Genomic DNA, 15751 nt, shown 5'->3' with positions numbered 1-15751 from the left:
CTCCTACTTAAGCATGATTTATTATATCTGTTTTCCGTAGTTTAATTATATCTTTAATCCGTAGTATTTTTCAACCGTAATACTACGCAATATAGAACTATTGTTAGTAAATAGCTTTTATTTCCTCTTTATTTCTTCAAATATCTTGACTTACCGTAATATTTCTTTTAATATAAATACATAGATATACCGAAATATTATGGAGGAATGAAGTATGTTCAATAAAGAAAAAATTATAAAATTGCTTAGTGAAAAAGGATGGTCTGCCTATAAACTATGTAAAAAAGCAAACATACCTCAATCTACAGTAAGTGATATTTTAACTGGTAAAAGAAAAAATCCTACAGCAGAAACATTGGCTAAAATAGCCGATGCTCTCGGAGTATCGGTAAATGAATTCTTTGATAATGAAGATATTCCAACCGAAGAAAAATCTATAGAAAAGTTAAACAAAACTATTAAGGAAAATAAAATAGAAACTATAGCTGCACACTTTGAAGGAGAAGATTTCACGGATGAAGATATAGAAGATATTGAGAATTTTATTAGATTCATATTATCTAAGAAGAAAAAGTAATTATTTTACTTTTGGGGTGGGAAGATGACTTTCGAGAAACTTTTGGATGAAGCTGCTAAAGACAATATTAATGTTATTGAAATGAAATTTAAGGGGAACATTAAAGGATTATACTGCAACAATACTATTGCAATAAGTAAAAAACTTAAAACAGACGCTGAAAAAACATGTGTATTAGCTGAGGAAATGGGACACCATCACACATCCTCAGGTAACATATTAGAACAATCAAATATCAATAACATTAAACAAGAAAAAATAGCCCGTAATTGGGCTTATAAAAAATTAGTTGGTATTACTTCTTTAATAAGAGCTTATAAAAGTGGTGTTAGAAACAGATATGAACTAGCTGAATTTTTAAATGTTACAGAGGATTTCTTAGAAGAGGCTTTAAAATATTACAAAGAAAAATACGGAACATACTATGCTATTGACAACTACGTGATTTGCTTTGATCCATTGGCAATATTGGAAATGTTTTAAGAAGGGGGATATGAGTATGCCATATAAAACTATGACTATTTCACCATTAGATTTAATGCTTGATTATAAAAATCCTCGTTTTATAGTGCCACCAAATGCAACACAAGAACATATAATTGAATATCTACTAGAATTTGAAGAAGTTCATGAACTTGCAAAATCTATAAATGAAAATGGCGGATTGATGTTGGGCGAAAGACTAATTGTAGTCAAAGAAAACGATATTTACATTGTCCTTGAAGGTAATCGTAGAGCTTGTGCATGCAAGCTTCTTCTTAATAGAGCTTTAATACCTAAAAAATATGAAAATAAAATCCCATTTGCTAATCCTACTACTTTATCCAACATTGAAAAAATCGAAGTTGACATAGCCGACACTAGAGAATCTGCACAAAGTGCACTTGCAGCAAAACATATCGATGGAATAAAAAAATGGTCTACTCTATCAAAGCAGAAGTTCTTCGTAAATTTGTTTGATAATGGAAAATCTGTAAAAGAAATTTCAGAAATTACTGGTATATCAGAAACAAAAGTAAAAAAGGGCATCATTGAAAATAAACTTTTAAATTATGCATTTGCACTTCCTAATTGGACTGAAGAAGAAAAAGACAAATATTTAAACATTCAAAAGATAAAACCACACCCATTTTTAAGGGTTTTTGGAACAACGAGTAAAATAATACAAAAGAAGACGAGAGAAATATTAAAACTCTCTTATGATAATTTATTTGAACCCATATCCGAACTGCCAAAAGACATATTTGATGAAGCTATCCATTTAATTGCTAAAGCCGCTTTTATTGATGAATCATTCAATACTAGAAAAACAATTGATGATGTTCCTGGGTTCATTAATTTTATAAACAGCTACTATGACAAAGTTAGTAAAGAAAATCAAAGCAATATAACTTCTGAAGTTAATAATGATTCTACGTCAAGCCATGTTCAAACATTAAATGTAAATTCAAGAATCTCAGATATGGGTGCGAATACAAAAATAATTGTTGAAAAGAAAATCGACATACAAAATACACACACGCAAACTAATATTCAAAAAGCAGATGACAATAAAACAAGTCTTCAGGTAAAAAATAACAATTTATCAAAAGATGATAGACCAAAACCATCTGTTTTTTTTGAAGATTTGACGTGGAATGATCTTGATCCAAATAACCCTGAAAATTCAGGACTTATATCAATTGCAGAAGAAATTGTATCAATTTCAAAAAACAACTATTATAAGAAGTTTCCTATATCAGCTACAATACTAATGAGAGGATTACTTGAACAATCAATGATATATTATTTAAAGAAAAAAGCATTATATCAAAATTTACTTAAAGGTAGCAATGGTAAAACACCAGCACTAGAAAAAATAATTAAATATTTTATAAATAATAAAAGTAATATATTTAATAATGATAAAAACTTTGAAAGGACTTTTACTTCATTTGCCGAAAATCCTGGAACAAAAGACTATTTAGACATGGTAATTCATAACCCCCATCTTGTTAAGGCAAATGCAGATATTCTAGATAAAATTGCAGCTGCAGGATTAAAAGGTTTTATCTGTATTATTCTTAATAAATAAAATTATATGGCCAAAATTTATAAGATATAGTAAACTAATAATACTATATTAAATTAATATGCAAGATGGGGTGGTTAAATGGCTCGTATAACCAATTTTTCTCCTTTGAGATACCCTGGTGGAAAAGCAAAATTATCGAAATACATTCAAAAGTTAATATATGAAAATAACTTAAATAATTCATATTACATTGAACCGTTTGCCGGTGGTGCAGGAGTAGCATTATATTTATTAATTAATAAGCATGTGTCAAAAATATATATTAATGATTTAGATAAGTCGATTTATGCTTTTTGGTATTCTGTTTTAAACCATACTGATGAATTATGTTCAATGATAAAAAACACTCCTGTAAATTTAGAGCAGTGGTTCATTCAAAAAGATATACAAAATAATAAAGAATCTGAATCATTATTAAAATTAGGATTTTCTACATTTTTTCTTAATAGAACAAATCGTTCAGGTATAATAAAAGCTGGTGTAATTGGTGGATATAATCAAGAAGGCATTTATAAAATAGATTGCAGATTTAATAAAGACGAATTAATAAAAAGAATTAAACTTATAGCTTCTTTTAAAAATTCTATAGAACTTCATAACATGGATGTAATAGAATTTATTGACTATGTAATACCATCAATAGATAAACAAAGTTTTATATTTTTTGATCCTCCCTATTATAATAAAGGATCACAATTATATGTGAATTATTTTACTCATGATGATCATTTAGAATTAAGTCACCGTATATCGCAAATAAAAAATCATTACTGGATTGTCACTTATGATTATGAACCTAAAATACAAAATATGTATAGGCAATTTCATCAAATTACTTACGCTCTTAACTATACCGCCGGTAAAAAATATACTGGATACGAAATTATGATTTTTAGTGACAATATGAGCCTTCCCGAAGATTATGAAATCATAATTTAATACTTGTTTATGAATTTTAAACTCACTTTATGTGGGTTTTCTTTTTAAAAACCATAAATAGCTTTAGATTAAAAATAATAAAATAAAGTTGGGGGAAATACTATGGCTGTAAAAGTTAATTATTCTAAAAACGGAAATGAATATTATAGAGTTACGGCTACAATAGGTAGAGACGCAAATGGGAAGCTTATTCGAAAAGAATTCTACGGAAAAAGCAAGAAAGAAGCTGAGGCTAAAAGAGATGAGTATTTGAACGGAATTAGAAATGGATTAAATGTAGATTTTAAAAATGCTTCATTAGGTGAATTATTCCACTTATGGTTATTCGAAATTGTTAAAATGAGAACAAAACCTTCTACTTTTGAAAGGTATGAAGGTATATACAGAAATTATATTAAAAACAGTCCTTTATACGGTTTAAGATTATGTGATATAAAATCTTTACAAATTCAAAGATACTATAATGAACTATTTACCATTGGGAAATCAAGTAGTATCATTAAAAACCTAAATAAACTTTTAAAAGCGTTTTTCAACTATGCGCTTTCTGAGGGATATATATTAAAAAATCCTTGTTCAGGCAAAGGAATAGTAATTCCGAAAAATGATCAAATAGAAATTGAAAATGAAGAAGAGATCAATGTATTTACTAATGAGGAAATAGACAGGTTTAAAAAAGCTTTAGAAAACAATAGGCTTAAAGCATTATTTCTATTAGCTTTAGGAACTGGCTTAAGGCAAGGAGAACTCCTAGCACTAAAATGGAGTGACATCGATTTTGATAAAAAGGAGCTCAAAGTTCAAAGAAGCATAAAAAAAGTAAGTTTAATAAATAACGATGCTTCAAGAGAAATAAAAACTATAATTCAAGTTCCGAAAACAAAAGGATCTTTAAGAACAGTTCCAATTCCTTCAAGTTTAATACCAGTATTAAAAGAACATAAACAAAAACAAGCCTTAGAAAAAATTAAAGCTGGCCCATCTTACAACGATAATGATTTTGTTTTTACAACTGAACTTGGTAATAACATAGATGTGAGAAATTTGATAAGAGCATATAAAAGAGTACTAAAAAAAGCAAATATACCTTATCGTAAGTTTCATAATTTACGTCATACGTATGCAACAAAACTATTTGAAGCTGGAGTTCCATTAAAAACAGTTTCAGAATTATTAGGGCATAGTAATATAGCTATAACGGCAAATATTTATACTCACGTTATGCCAAAGGAAAAAACAACAGCAGCTGAGAAACTTAACAAATTATTTTCTTAGCTTTTATTTTTTTATTTTTCTAGTGTGGGAAAAGTGTGGGAAAAATAAAAATGTTGGGAAATAACAAACCCTGTAAGCCTTGAACTTACAGGGTTTTTGGTGCGCCCGGAGGGACTCGAACCCCCGACCAACTGATTCGTAGTCAGCTACTCTATCCAGCTGAGCTACGGGCGCATATTAATCAAAAAGCCGCACTCTGTGCGGCTTTGGCGGAGAAGGCGGGATTTGAACCCGCGCGTCGGTTTCCCGACCTACGCCCTTAGCAGGGGCGCCTCTTCGGCCAGCTTGAGTACTTCTCCACGATATATAAAATATGGCGGAGAGGGTGGGATTCGAACCCACGGTGGAGTTACCCCCACGCCGGTTTTCAAGACCGGTGCCTTAAACCAGCTCGACCACCTCTCCGTGTCGGACATTAATTATTATAGCAGCTACATTCACTTATGTCAACATATTTTTTATATCTTTATTAAATTATTTTTAATGTGCCACACCTCAAGTCACAATAGATAGTATACAGTCTAAATAGGCATTTTTCAAGAAGTAATTATTTGTAAAAATGTAAATATATTTTGTAAGTATATGGAAATGTCAAAAAGTCAAAATGTCAAGTGCCTGGCACTTAATAATAAAGTAGGCTATTGAGCCTACTTTATTATATCTATTCCACCCATGTATGGTCTTAATATTTCTGGAACGATAACTGAACCATCCTCTTGTTGATAGTTTTCAAGTATTGCTGCAACTGTTCTGCCTACTGCAACTCCAGAACCGTTTAATGTATGAACGTATTCTGGTTTTGATTTTGGATCCCTCTTAAATCTTATGTTAGCTCTTCTTGCTTGGAAGTCTTCAAAGTTTGAGCAGCTTGAAATTTCTACATATCTTCCGTAGCTTGGCATCCAAACCTCTATATCATACTTTTTAGCTGCTGTAAATCCTAAGTCACCCGAACAGATTAATACAACTCTATACGGAAGTCCAAGAAGCTGCAGAACTTCCTCTGCATCCCTTGTTAGACTTTCAAGCTCTTCATAGCTCTTTTCTGGATCAGCAAATTTAACAAGCTCCACCTTGTTAAATTGATGCTGTCTTATAAGTCCCCTTGTATCCCTTCCTGCTGAACCTGCCTCTGATCTAAAACATGCAGAATATGCAGCATATTTTAAAGGAAGTTTTGAACCGTCTAATACTTCATTCATGTGCATATTTGTAACAGGAACTTCTGCAGTTGGAATTAAGAAGTAGTCAAAATCAGAAACCTTAAAGGCATCCTCTTCAAACTTTGGAAGCTGTCCTGTTCCTGTCATGCTCTTTCTATTCACCATAAATGGTGGGAAAACCTCTGTATATCCGTGTTTTTCTGTATGAAGATCGAGAAAAAAGTTAATTAAAGCTCTTTCAAGCCTTGCACCAAGCCCTTTATAGAATGTAAATCTTGCTCCTGTAACCTTTGATGCCGTCTCAAAATCAAGTATTCCAAGGTTCACTCCGATATCCCAGTGGGCCTTTGGTTCAAATTCAAACTTTCTTGGTTCACCCCATCTTCTAACCTCAACATTATCCTCGTCAGTATCTCCCTTTGGAACATCTTTATTTGGGATATTTGGAATTCTAAGAAGAAGATATTCAATCTCCTCCTCAACCTTTGCAAGTTCATCATCCAGCTCCTTAATCTTATCAGAAAGCTCCTTCATTTCAGCAACAAGGTGATCTGCGTTTTTGCCCTCTCTTTTTAATTTTGCAATCTCCTGCGAATCTGTATTCTTTTTGTTTTTTAATGCCTCCACCTCGACAAGAATCTCTCTTCTTCTTTCATCAAGCTCCACAACTTTGTCTATCATATCAAGGGTGAAGGCCTCTCCCCTAATCTTTAGTGCTTCCTTAACTTCCTCTGGGTTTGTTCTTATTCTTTTAATATCTAACATTTTCTTCCCTCCTTGTTTTTTATATAATAAAAAGCCTTCCATCCCCAAAGGGACGAAAGGCTATACTTTCGCGGTGCCACCCTAATTGACCATAAGGTCCTCTCTTTGTGGTATAACGGCCACATCCGTTTTGCTCATCGCAAACCCTCTGGAGTGGATTCAATAAGGCCAAACACCGGTTCACACCAACCACCGGCTCTCTTGAGTTTAAACCTTATCTACTATTCTCCATCACCGGTTTTAATATATTATATCAATATTTTCAAAAAATGCAACTAAATTATTTTATTAAAAATTGACCTTTTTCGTATATAAGCTCTCCATCTGCAAAGATTTTGCCTTCTTCCTTCATATCACAGAGCATATCCCAGTGGATTGAAGATACATTTTGTCCGCCGGCTTCCGGGAAGCCCCTTCCAATGGCAAGGTGAACTGTTCCGCCTATCTTTTCATCAAATAGCATATTTTTTGTAAATTTTTGAATTCCGTAGTTTGTTCCTACCGCAACCTCACCAAGGAATTTTGCACCCTCATCGGTTTCAAGAAGCTCTAAAAGAAGATCCTCTCCCTTTGCTGCCTTTGCATTTACAACCTTTCCATCCTTAAATTCAAGATATATATCCTCGATTTCTCTTCCTGCATATATTCCAGGGAAACTAAACCTTATATGTCCATTCACGCTATCCTCTATAGGGCTTGTAAATACTTCCCCATCTGGGAAGTTCTCCTCACCACAGCAATTTATCCATTTTCTGCCCTTTATGCTCATTGTAATGTCGGTATCCTTAGAAACAATTCTTAAGGTTTCTTTTGTATTTAAAAAGTCGCATATTTTCTGCTGCTCATCCCTTATATTCATCCATTTTGCAACGGGATCATCTTCGTCTATAAATCCTGCACCATATACAAAATCCTCATATTCTGAAAGGGACATGGAGGCTTCCTGCGCATTTGCATGGGTTGGGAACTGAGTTCCACACCATCTTAATTCTCCCTTTGCCATCCTTTCATGGAATATTTCCATAAGCTCTCTTCTTCCCCTTGATCTTAACTTCATCTTTGAAGCATCTACATTAGTTAAAAATCTTGTATTTTTATCTCCCCAAATAGTTAAAACAGCATCTACCGTTTCAAAGGCTCTTTTTAGAGATTCGGGTGTATATGTAATTTGATCCTCCGAACCATATTTTAAAAGTATTTCAGTTAAGTCTTCAACACCTATGTCAACCTGAGGATAAGCGCCTAGCTCTATTGCCCTTTTATATACTGCCTTAATTAAAGGTAATGTGGATTCCCCTCCTGAAATTAAAAGCTTATCTCCCTTTTTAATCTTTAACGAATAGGTTAATAAAACATCAGAAAGCTTTAAAAGTCTTGGATCCATCTTTAAACCCCCAATCAAAAAAATGGTTCTATGGAAATTATACCATAGAACCATAAATTTACAACATCACTTTGATTTTTCCTTGAGTTTAGTTAGGATGTTTTCTAATTCCTTTATATACCTTCCATATCCAGCCCAGTCCCCCTGCCTTTGGGCTTCTATTGCCTTCTTGTAGGTATCATCTGCCCTTAAAATGAGGGTCTTAATATCTTCTTCCTCCTCTACAGGTGTTGTTGGAACTTGTGCTGCAAATAGTTTTTGGATGGCAAGACCTATGTTGTCCTCCATAACTATAGAATCTCCATAGTTTACAATAACCTTTTTAAGTTCAGGCAAACTCTTTCCACCCTGTGCCTTAAGATATAGCGGCCTTACATAGAGGAGGGAATTTTTAATAGGTATTATATTAGTTTCACCTAATATTACGCTGGAGCCCTGCTGGTTTAAAAGGGTTATAAGGCTTGATATTTGTATATCGGTATTTATCCTTGAATTAAACTGTTGAGGCCCTAATATTGCCTTTTCCTTCGGGAATCTAATAAGAACCATTTCCCCTAAATTTTTATCCATCCTTGCTGCAAGCCATGAAACCATGTTTTCCTTTTTAGCAACGGTATATGGAATCGTAAGTAAAAACTCCTCATCGTCAAATATTTTCATAACCTGATAAACCGCCTCAACCTGTCTTTCGCTTCCGTCTGGATTTTTATACCTTGCAATAGACCATAGATCCTCGCTGTTGTAAAAAGATATTGGGTTTTTCATGTGATATTTTTCATAAACTGTTGATTGAATTAAAAATACATCTTCTGAGTATCTTAAATGCTTTTTAAGATCCTCAGGCATATCCTTTATATCTTTAAAGATACCCTTATATATATTCCCTATCGTTAAAGCTATAGGATCGTTTTTATCTGTAAGATAAAAGTCAACCCTTCCATCATAAGCATCAACAACAACCTTTACTGAGTTTCTGATGTAGTTTATTCCGTAATAGGGTTCGGAATAGGGGAATCTGTTTGTAACTGTATAGGCATCTATAATCCAATAGAACCTGTCCCCTGCCATTACAAGGTATGGGTCCTCATCATAGTTTAAAAATGGTGCAATCTTTCTTACCCTTTTTACAATATCCCTATGCAGGATTATCCTTGAATCAGAAGTTATATTGTTGGAAAGTATTAGGTTAAAGTCCCCATATGCTAAAGCAAATAAAAGTCTATTTAAAGGATTAAGCTTAATTCCAGCCTTTCCATCATACCTTGTTTCCTTTTCTCCGCTTCCATAAGGGTAATCTATCTCGTTATTTTTAGCATTTATTATTATATAATCGTTGTTTATCTCCCCAAAGTAAATCTGAGGTTTTGCAACATTGAATCTGCCAGACATTGGTATATCCTTTACTATAAACTGGGGAAGGCCGGTTTGAGTTACAGCATTAGTGTAGGACATAACTGCTCCATAGCCGTGGGTGTAGAATAATCTTTTATTCTGCCATGTCTGGAACTTAGGATCCCTGAGGGAATTATCAAGTTCCCTTGCAGATATAAACACTTGTCTTAACCTTCCATCTATCGTGTATCTATCTATATCCACATCGTTAAACCTATAATAGTTTCTAATGGATTGAATTTGGTTAAACACCTCTAAAGATTGGGAAAATTCCGTAACCCTTATATTGTCTATTGTATTTTTGTTTTCCTGAATATCCTTTGAAGTTAAATCGTTTTTTACATCAAAATCTATTTCCTTTATATTTTCAAGTCCAAAGGCCTTTCTTGTATATTGGATGTTGTGCTCTAAATAGGACATTTCCTTTTCCCTTGCGTTAGGCGCTACTATTATTTTTTCTACTACAAAGGAAGCTATCCCTTCAAAGGCTATAAATAAAACTATAAAGGCTGCGGTATAGATAATAGGTTTAATCCTTCCCCTTAGTATGGAGAAAAATATAATAAACGATGAAATGATGCATAATATGATTAAAACTTTTAGTAAAGGTAATGTTACATGAACATCTGTATAGCTTGCTCCAAAGGCAACTCCCCTTGGGGAATAAACTAAATTTAATGCCCTAATATAAAATACGCCGGATAAAAGGATTAGGAACAAAGCTGCAAAATAAGCAAGCTGTCTTCCAAAGAATCTGGATTTTGGATTTTGCCTAAAGTTAAACCCAATAAGGCTTAATCCATCCTTTGCCCTTTCAAAGGCGTAAAATATAAAGGAAATAATCGCAAGAACCAATACAACAGTAATCAAAAAGCTTAATATAGCTTGAATTAACGGAAGCCTAAATACAAAAAATCCTATGTCCTTATTGAAAATAGGGTCATTAATATTGAAATTTTCTCCGTTTACATATTCCAAAATCCTATACCAAAAGGCCGAGGTAAATATAAATGAAATTATAAGCGTTATAGCTAAAGAGATGTAGAATATAATTTTATTTCTTTTCCTTATTTCTCCTTTATCGTAAACCATTCCGCCTATTTCTAGGTAGTTTTTAGCAAGAAATTTTGCATAGAAATATATTGCAATAAGAAAAACAAAAAAGGAAGGAATAAATATTAAAAGCTTTGCCTTAAAGGATGTAAAAAATACGTTTAAGTATCCAACCTCCTTAAACCACTGGATGTCCACTAAAAAGCCAGAGATGGATGAAATTAAAATTAACAAAATAACAATGATTATTAGAAGCTTTCCAATAAAACCTTTCATATAATACCCCCTAATCGATTAAAAATCCCTTTTTATCTAATTCCTTTACTATCCTCTCAAGGGTTTCTTCAGAGTCCGCTTCGATGGTGTGAAGATGTACCCCTCCTGTCAGATTAGAAAGGGGCATGTCAGAACTTTCCCTTAGCCTTTCAATAAACTTTTCAACATCGTAAAGGGATTTTAGCATTAATTTTCCTGTGATTTCACCATAAACCTTGTGTTCTATAGTAACGTCTATGACTTTACCACCAAGCTTAATTATGGTCTTTAGTTCCTCCTCTATATCCTTAGGTTCATGCTTTACGGCGATTACCCTTGAATAGCTTTCATTTCCTCCTAAGAATATGTATCCTTGGGGCGTTGATACTATGTTGTGGCCTTGGGCTTTTAAAAGGGCAATATCCTGAACTATAACTTGCCTTGTAACGCCAAACCTTTCAGCAAGATAAGCCCCCTTGATTGGATTTTTAGATTCCTTTAAAAGGTTCAAAATCTCAAGCTTTCTTTCATCCCCCTTCATTTGATCCCTCCTATTGAGCAGTTAACCAATCTACCATCCATGCACCGTCAATATTAACGCATGTAAAGAATAAATCCTTTCCTAATACTTTTTTGCCTGATGTATCTATCTCATAGAAATTAACCTTAACCCTCGCCTTTTTCTTTGAAGGATCTAGAGTATATCCTCCTACAACAAAATCCACCTGTAAAAAGCCTAAGGATTTTGTCTCCTCCATTTCCTTTACATAATCATCATAATATTTTCTATAGGTATTATTCTCATCGTCCGACATTAAAAGATAAGCATCAAGCCATCTTCCTTGTTTTTCTAAAGTCATCTGTCTTTTTAATATTTCATTAGGTGGGCTCTTTTTGTCCCTGTTAAAAAGATTACGATTTCTAGCTAACGGAGCATTTATAGCGATATTTCCCTTCAATGTATTATATGTTTTTCCTTCGACTTCTATTTTAACCTTTCTAATCCCAGGTATTTCTGTTAATGAATTTACTATGGAAAAAACCGTCATTCTTTCGTTATCCGCCCCGCCTGGATGATTTTTAATAAATTCTTTAGATAAATTGACAATAAGGGTATCATCCTTCTTTGTTAACGATATTATCTTTGTCCCTTTAGGAATGGTGTTTTTGTATCCTTTGTTAGAGCCTTTAATAAGCTCCTTTAAAATGGTTCTTTCAAGGGAAGTATCAAAGGCAACCTTCTTCTCCTCAGGAACTAAATATTTCCCCTGCTGATCTGAAAAGAATAAAATAATGTTTACCATCTGCTTTTTTTGTTCTATCGAGATATCTTCTACCTTTACCTCCTGTTTTTTACATCCTAAAAGTAATAAAAAACAAAGCAAAGTGGCAAGTATCCTTTTCATCTTAGTCCCTCCATTAAATAGGCAGTTTAATTATAAAAGCAGTTCCTTCCCCCACTTTGCTTTTAACTTCTATGTCCCCCTTATGAAGTTTTATGATATGCTTTGCAATAGAAAGCCCAAGGCCTGCTCCACCTGTTTTTCTCGCCCTTGTTTTGTCGACTCTGTAAAATCTGTCAAATATATATGGAAGATCACACTCAGGTATTCCCATCCCATAATCTTTTATAGTTATTTTTATTTGTTCATCCTTTTCAATTAAAATATCGATTTTAGAATCTTCAAAGGAATACTTTATAGCATTTTCGATTATATTGTAAATTGCCCTAAACATATTATCCCTATTTACATAGGTTATTATGCCTTCGCCCTCTACATTTATAGTTATATTTTTATTTTTTGCGATTGGATTTAGGCTCTTTACAACATCCTTTATAAGTTCCTTTATATCTAGGCTACTCATCCTAAGTTCATCAGAATTTTCAATTTGTGCAAGTTCTAAAAGTCCATTAACAAGGTTCGATAGTCTATCTATTTCATTATTAATACTGTTTAAAAATTCATCTCGTATATTTTTATCCTCCATCGCCCCCTGTTGCAGTGATTCTACTAAAACCTTTATCCCTGCAAGGGGAGATTTTAATTCATGGGAGGCATCTGCTACAAATTGTCTTCTTTTTTTGTCTAATTCTATAATTCTTTTATTCATGTTATTAAAGGCTTCACATAATCTTTTAATCTCTTTATAGCCATCTATATTTATCTCGTCTAAAACCAAATTGTCCTTTGATTTTTCAATTTCAAATACAAATTTATCTAATGGCCTTGTTATGCTTTTTGATATATATAGACTATATAAAAATGCTAAAACTAAAACAATAGTTGAAATTACAATTATTTGGCTTTCTATATATTTAATTCTTTGCAACGCCCATTTCATGGAATTTATAAATACTATATTCCCAATATGATTATTATAAAGCATTATAGGATATGAAAGAATATAGTATTTTTCCCCATAAATATTTAACTGTTTGGTAACTATTTCTTTTTTGAACAGATCACTTAACGGCAATATCTTGTTAAAATCATCATAAACAACCTTACCATTTAAGACAATTACTATCTTTGAATATACATCCCTTTGTATTTCCTTTAGTTTTTCTAAATCTACTTTATTGTTATAAACATCGATATAATCGAGGCTTGTTTTTGCAGCAAATAAAACGTCATTTTTCTTAGAATCGATGTAAAACTTCTGAAGGATATAATATATAGATACATTTATAAGCAGAACAAGTAAAAATATAATTGAAAAATAGGACAAAATAAGCCTATATCGTAGATTATTCTCCACTATAATAATAACCAACTCCCCATTTTGTCAAAATATACTGAGGATTAGCAGGATCCTTTTCTATTTTTTCCCTTAATCTTCTTACATGGACATCGACAGTTCTAGAATCACCAATATAATCATATCCCCATATTATTTCAAGAAGGGTGTCTCTGCTATAGATCTTCTTAGGATTTGTAACAAGCAAAAATAATATATCATATTCCTTTGCAGTGAGGTCAACTAATTTTCCAGCTATGCTAACCTTTCTTGAAGCGACATCTATCATTATATCTCCACTTTTTATAATATCTATCTTTGTATTTGACGTTTCATAGGCTCGTCTTAAAAGGGCCTTTACCCTTGCCTTAAGTTCAGTAATGCTAAAGGGCTTTGTTAAATAATCGTCAGCTCCAAGTTCAAAGGCCTTCACCTTATCCTCATCATATCCCTTTGCCGTGAGCATTAATATTGGAATTGCTGTAGATCTATCCCTTATACGCTTTAACACATGAAGCCCATCAAAATGAGGAAGCATTATATCGAGAATTACTAAATTATATATATTTTCTGATATCATCCTAAGGGCAGCTTCTCCATCGAAGGCAACATCAACGCTATATCCCTCGTTCTCAAGATTATATTTTATACCCTTTACGATATTTTCTTCATCATCGATTAGTAAAATTCTATAGTTCAATCAAATCCCCCCTATTCTCTTTCAATATATTATAACATTTTTTTGTCAAATTAAAAATATTCTAATTTTTGCAGTCAGCCCTCTGCAATAATTTAAGTTTTCTATCATTTATATTATAATTATGATGATTTTCAATAAGAAAAGCAAGATAGTTCTTCTTATTTCCAAGATAGTCAAGGGCAATTTTAGGATGGTCATAATAAGCCCTTATGAATTTAATCCTTTTTAGCTTTTTAAGCTTTTGTGAAAATATCTTATCTAAAATAACCATAATAGATTTCGTTATTGGATTAAGGCCGCTATCTATCTTTCCTATGTCATGCAGTAGAGCTGCTTTAATAAGAATAATATCATAACATCCTTCCTTTATGGAGGTTTCTAAAACACATCGTGCCACATTAATGCTGTGATACTGCTCAGATTTACTTAAGCTATAGAAAAGCTGCCTTTCCCTTTCATTTAAATAAAAATTAATAAACCTGTAATCATCTTCAGTTAATTTTGCCGTTATGGCCCTTAAAAACTGTTTTACCCTATAAAGCATAAAATCACCCCTATGAAAAAAAGGCAAGGATTTCTCCTTGCCTTTATGGAGCCGGCTATAGGACTTGAACCTACAACCTACTGATTACAAGTCAGTTGCTCTACCGATTGAGCTAAGCCGGCATATGGCGACCCAGAAGGGGCTCGAACCCTCGACCTCCGGCGTGACAGGCCGGCACTCTAACCAACTGAGCTACTGGGCCAAAATCTTAAACTTAAGTGCCTGGCACTTACCCGGCAGTCACCTACTCTCCCAGGCCGTCTCCAGCCTAGTACCATCGGCGTAGGTAGGCTTAACCTTCGTGTTCGGAATGGGAACGGGTGTTTCCCTACCTCCATTACCACCGGATTAAACTGCACAATAAGATCAAGCCCTCGACCTATTAGTACCAGTCAGCTAAACGCCTTACGACGCTTACACCTCTGGCCTATCTACCTGGTAGTCTTCCAGGGGTCTTACCGCTTTCGCGTGGGAAATCTCATCTTGGGGTGGGCTTCGCGCTTAGATGCCTTCAGCGCTTATCCCGTCCAAACTTGGCTACCCAGCTGTGCCATTGGCATGACAACTGGTGCACCAGAGGTTCGTCCATCCCGGTCCTCTCGTACTAAGGACAGCTCCCCTCAAATTTCCTACGCCCGCGACGGATAGGGACCGAACTGTCTCACGACGTTCTGAACCCAGCTCGCGTGCCGCTTTAATGGGCGAACAGCCCAACCCTTGGGACCTACTTCAGCCCCAGGATGCGACGAGCCGACATCGAGGTGCCAAACCTCCCCGTCGATGTGGACTCTTGGGGGAGATCAGCCTGTTATCCCCGAGGTAGCTTTTATCCGTTGAGCGATGGCCCTTCCACTCAGAACCACCGGATCACTAAGCCCGACTTTCGTCCCT

The 15751-nt window shown here is 33.9% G+C and carries 13 protein-coding genes, 5 tRNA genes, 2 rRNA genes and 1 other annotated feature; of the genes, 5 read left to right on the top strand and 15 right to left on the bottom strand.

Annotated features, from left to right (window positions below):
• Window positions 1-214 precede the first annotated feature (214 nt).
• The 5 genes from CAAU_RS15165 (at window position 215) to CAAU_RS03895 (ending at window position 4865) form a co-directional block, all read left to right on the top strand.
• Window positions 215-577, top strand: a complete 363-nt coding sequence (locus CAAU_RS15165) for a helix-turn-helix domain-containing protein (protein WP_008908125.1) — start codon at window positions 215-217, stop codon at window positions 575-577.
• A 24-nt stretch (window positions 578-601) separates the two neighbouring features.
• Complete coding sequence (locus CAAU_RS03910; protein ID WP_008908124.1) at window positions 602-1060, top strand: ImmA/IrrE family metallo-endopeptidase; 459 nt, start codon at window positions 602-604, stop codon at window positions 1058-1060.
• 16 nt (window positions 1061-1076) lie between these two features.
• On the top strand, window positions 1077-2651 hold the full coding sequence (locus tag CAAU_RS03905) for a ParB/Srx family N-terminal domain-containing protein (RefSeq protein WP_008908123.1): 1575 nt from the start codon (window positions 1077-1079) through the stop codon (window positions 2649-2651).
• Between the two features lie 78 nt (window positions 2652-2729).
• A complete protein-coding gene (locus tag CAAU_RS03900) occupies window positions 2730-3590 on the top strand; it encodes a DNA adenine methylase (protein WP_008908122.1) in 861 nt (286 codons plus the stop codon).
• Between the two features lie 102 nt (window positions 3591-3692).
• The gene (locus CAAU_RS03895; protein ID WP_008908121.1) at window positions 3693-4865 is read left to right on the top strand and encodes a tyrosine-type recombinase/integrase; all 1173 of its coding nucleotides are present in this window, start codon (window positions 3693-3695) and stop codon (window positions 4863-4865) included.
• 97 nt (window positions 4866-4962) lie between these two features.
• Here CAAU_RS03895 and CAAU_RS03890 read toward each other — a convergent pair.
• The 15 genes from CAAU_RS03890 to CAAU_RS03820 form a co-directional block, all read right to left on the bottom strand.
• A tRNA-Arg gene (locus tag CAAU_RS03890) sits at window positions 4963-5039 on the bottom strand.
• Window positions 5040-5072: 33 nt separating this feature from the next.
• Window positions 5073-5164 (bottom strand) — tRNA-Ser (locus CAAU_RS03885).
• A gap of 15 nt (window positions 5165-5179) precedes the next feature.
• Window positions 5180-5270 (bottom strand) — tRNA-Ser (locus CAAU_RS03880).
• A 242-nt stretch (window positions 5271-5512) separates the two neighbouring features.
• Window positions 5513-6793 carry a serine--tRNA ligase gene (gene serS / locus CAAU_RS03875; RefSeq protein WP_008908120.1) on the bottom strand — a complete coding sequence of 427 codons (1281 nt, stop codon included), beginning with the start codon at window positions 6791-6793 and terminating at the stop codon, window positions 5513-5515.
• Between the two features lie 45 nt (window positions 6794-6838).
• Window positions 6839-7037: a binding site (T-box leader), on the bottom strand.
• A gap of 36 nt (window positions 7038-7073) precedes the next feature.
• Entirely contained in the window at window positions 7074-8177 is a 1104-nt protein-coding gene (locus CAAU_RS03870; protein ID WP_008908118.1) for an aminopeptidase, read from the bottom strand.
• 66 nt (window positions 8178-8243) lie between these two features.
• Entirely contained in the window at window positions 8244-10898 is a 2655-nt protein-coding gene (locus CAAU_RS03865) for a UPF0182 family membrane protein (protein WP_008908117.1), read from the bottom strand.
• 10 nt (window positions 10899-10908) lie between these two features.
• Window positions 10909-11418, bottom strand: coding sequence for a transcription repressor NadR (locus tag CAAU_RS03860; protein WP_008908116.1), 510 nt, complete (start codon window positions 11416-11418; stop codon window positions 10909-10911).
• 10 nt (window positions 11419-11428) lie between these two features.
• Window positions 11429-12283 carry a GerMN domain-containing protein gene (locus tag CAAU_RS13830; protein WP_008908115.1) on the bottom strand — a complete coding sequence of 285 codons (855 nt, stop codon included), beginning with the start codon at window positions 12281-12283 and terminating at the stop codon, window positions 11429-11431.
• Window positions 12284-12296: 13 nt separating this feature from the next.
• On the bottom strand, window positions 12297-13652 hold the full coding sequence (locus CAAU_RS03850; protein ID WP_040305869.1) for a sensor histidine kinase: 1356 nt from the start codon (window positions 13650-13652) through the stop codon (window positions 12297-12299).
• A complete protein-coding gene (locus CAAU_RS03845) occupies window positions 13627-14316 on the bottom strand; it encodes a response regulator transcription factor (protein WP_008908113.1) in 690 nt (229 codons plus the stop codon). The genes CAAU_RS03850 and CAAU_RS03845 overlap by 26 nt, the downstream gene beginning before the upstream one ends.
• Window positions 14317-14377: 61 nt before the next feature.
• Entirely contained in the window at window positions 14378-14860 is a 483-nt protein-coding gene (locus tag CAAU_RS03840; protein WP_008908112.1) for an HD domain-containing protein, read from the bottom strand.
• A gap of 46 nt (window positions 14861-14906) precedes the next feature.
• A tRNA-Thr gene (locus CAAU_RS03835) sits at window positions 14907-14982 on the bottom strand.
• A gap of 3 nt (window positions 14983-14985) precedes the next feature.
• A tRNA-Asp gene (locus tag CAAU_RS03830) sits at window positions 14986-15062 on the bottom strand.
• Window positions 15063-15091: 29 nt separating this feature from the next.
• A 5S ribosomal RNA gene (gene rrf, locus CAAU_RS03825) occupies window positions 15092-15208 on the bottom strand.
• A 14-nt stretch (window positions 15209-15222) separates the two neighbouring features.
• Window positions 15223-15751, bottom strand: a 23S ribosomal RNA gene (locus tag CAAU_RS03820); the annotation flags it as partial.

The organism is Caloramator australicus RC3 (genome assembly GCF_000297115.1).
GTDB classification, from domain to species: Bacteria; Bacillota; Clostridia; order Clostridiales; family Caloramatoraceae; genus Caloramator; species Caloramator australicus.
Note: the sequence above shows the minus strand (reverse complement) of the source record. Positions and strands in the feature narration are given on the sequence as shown.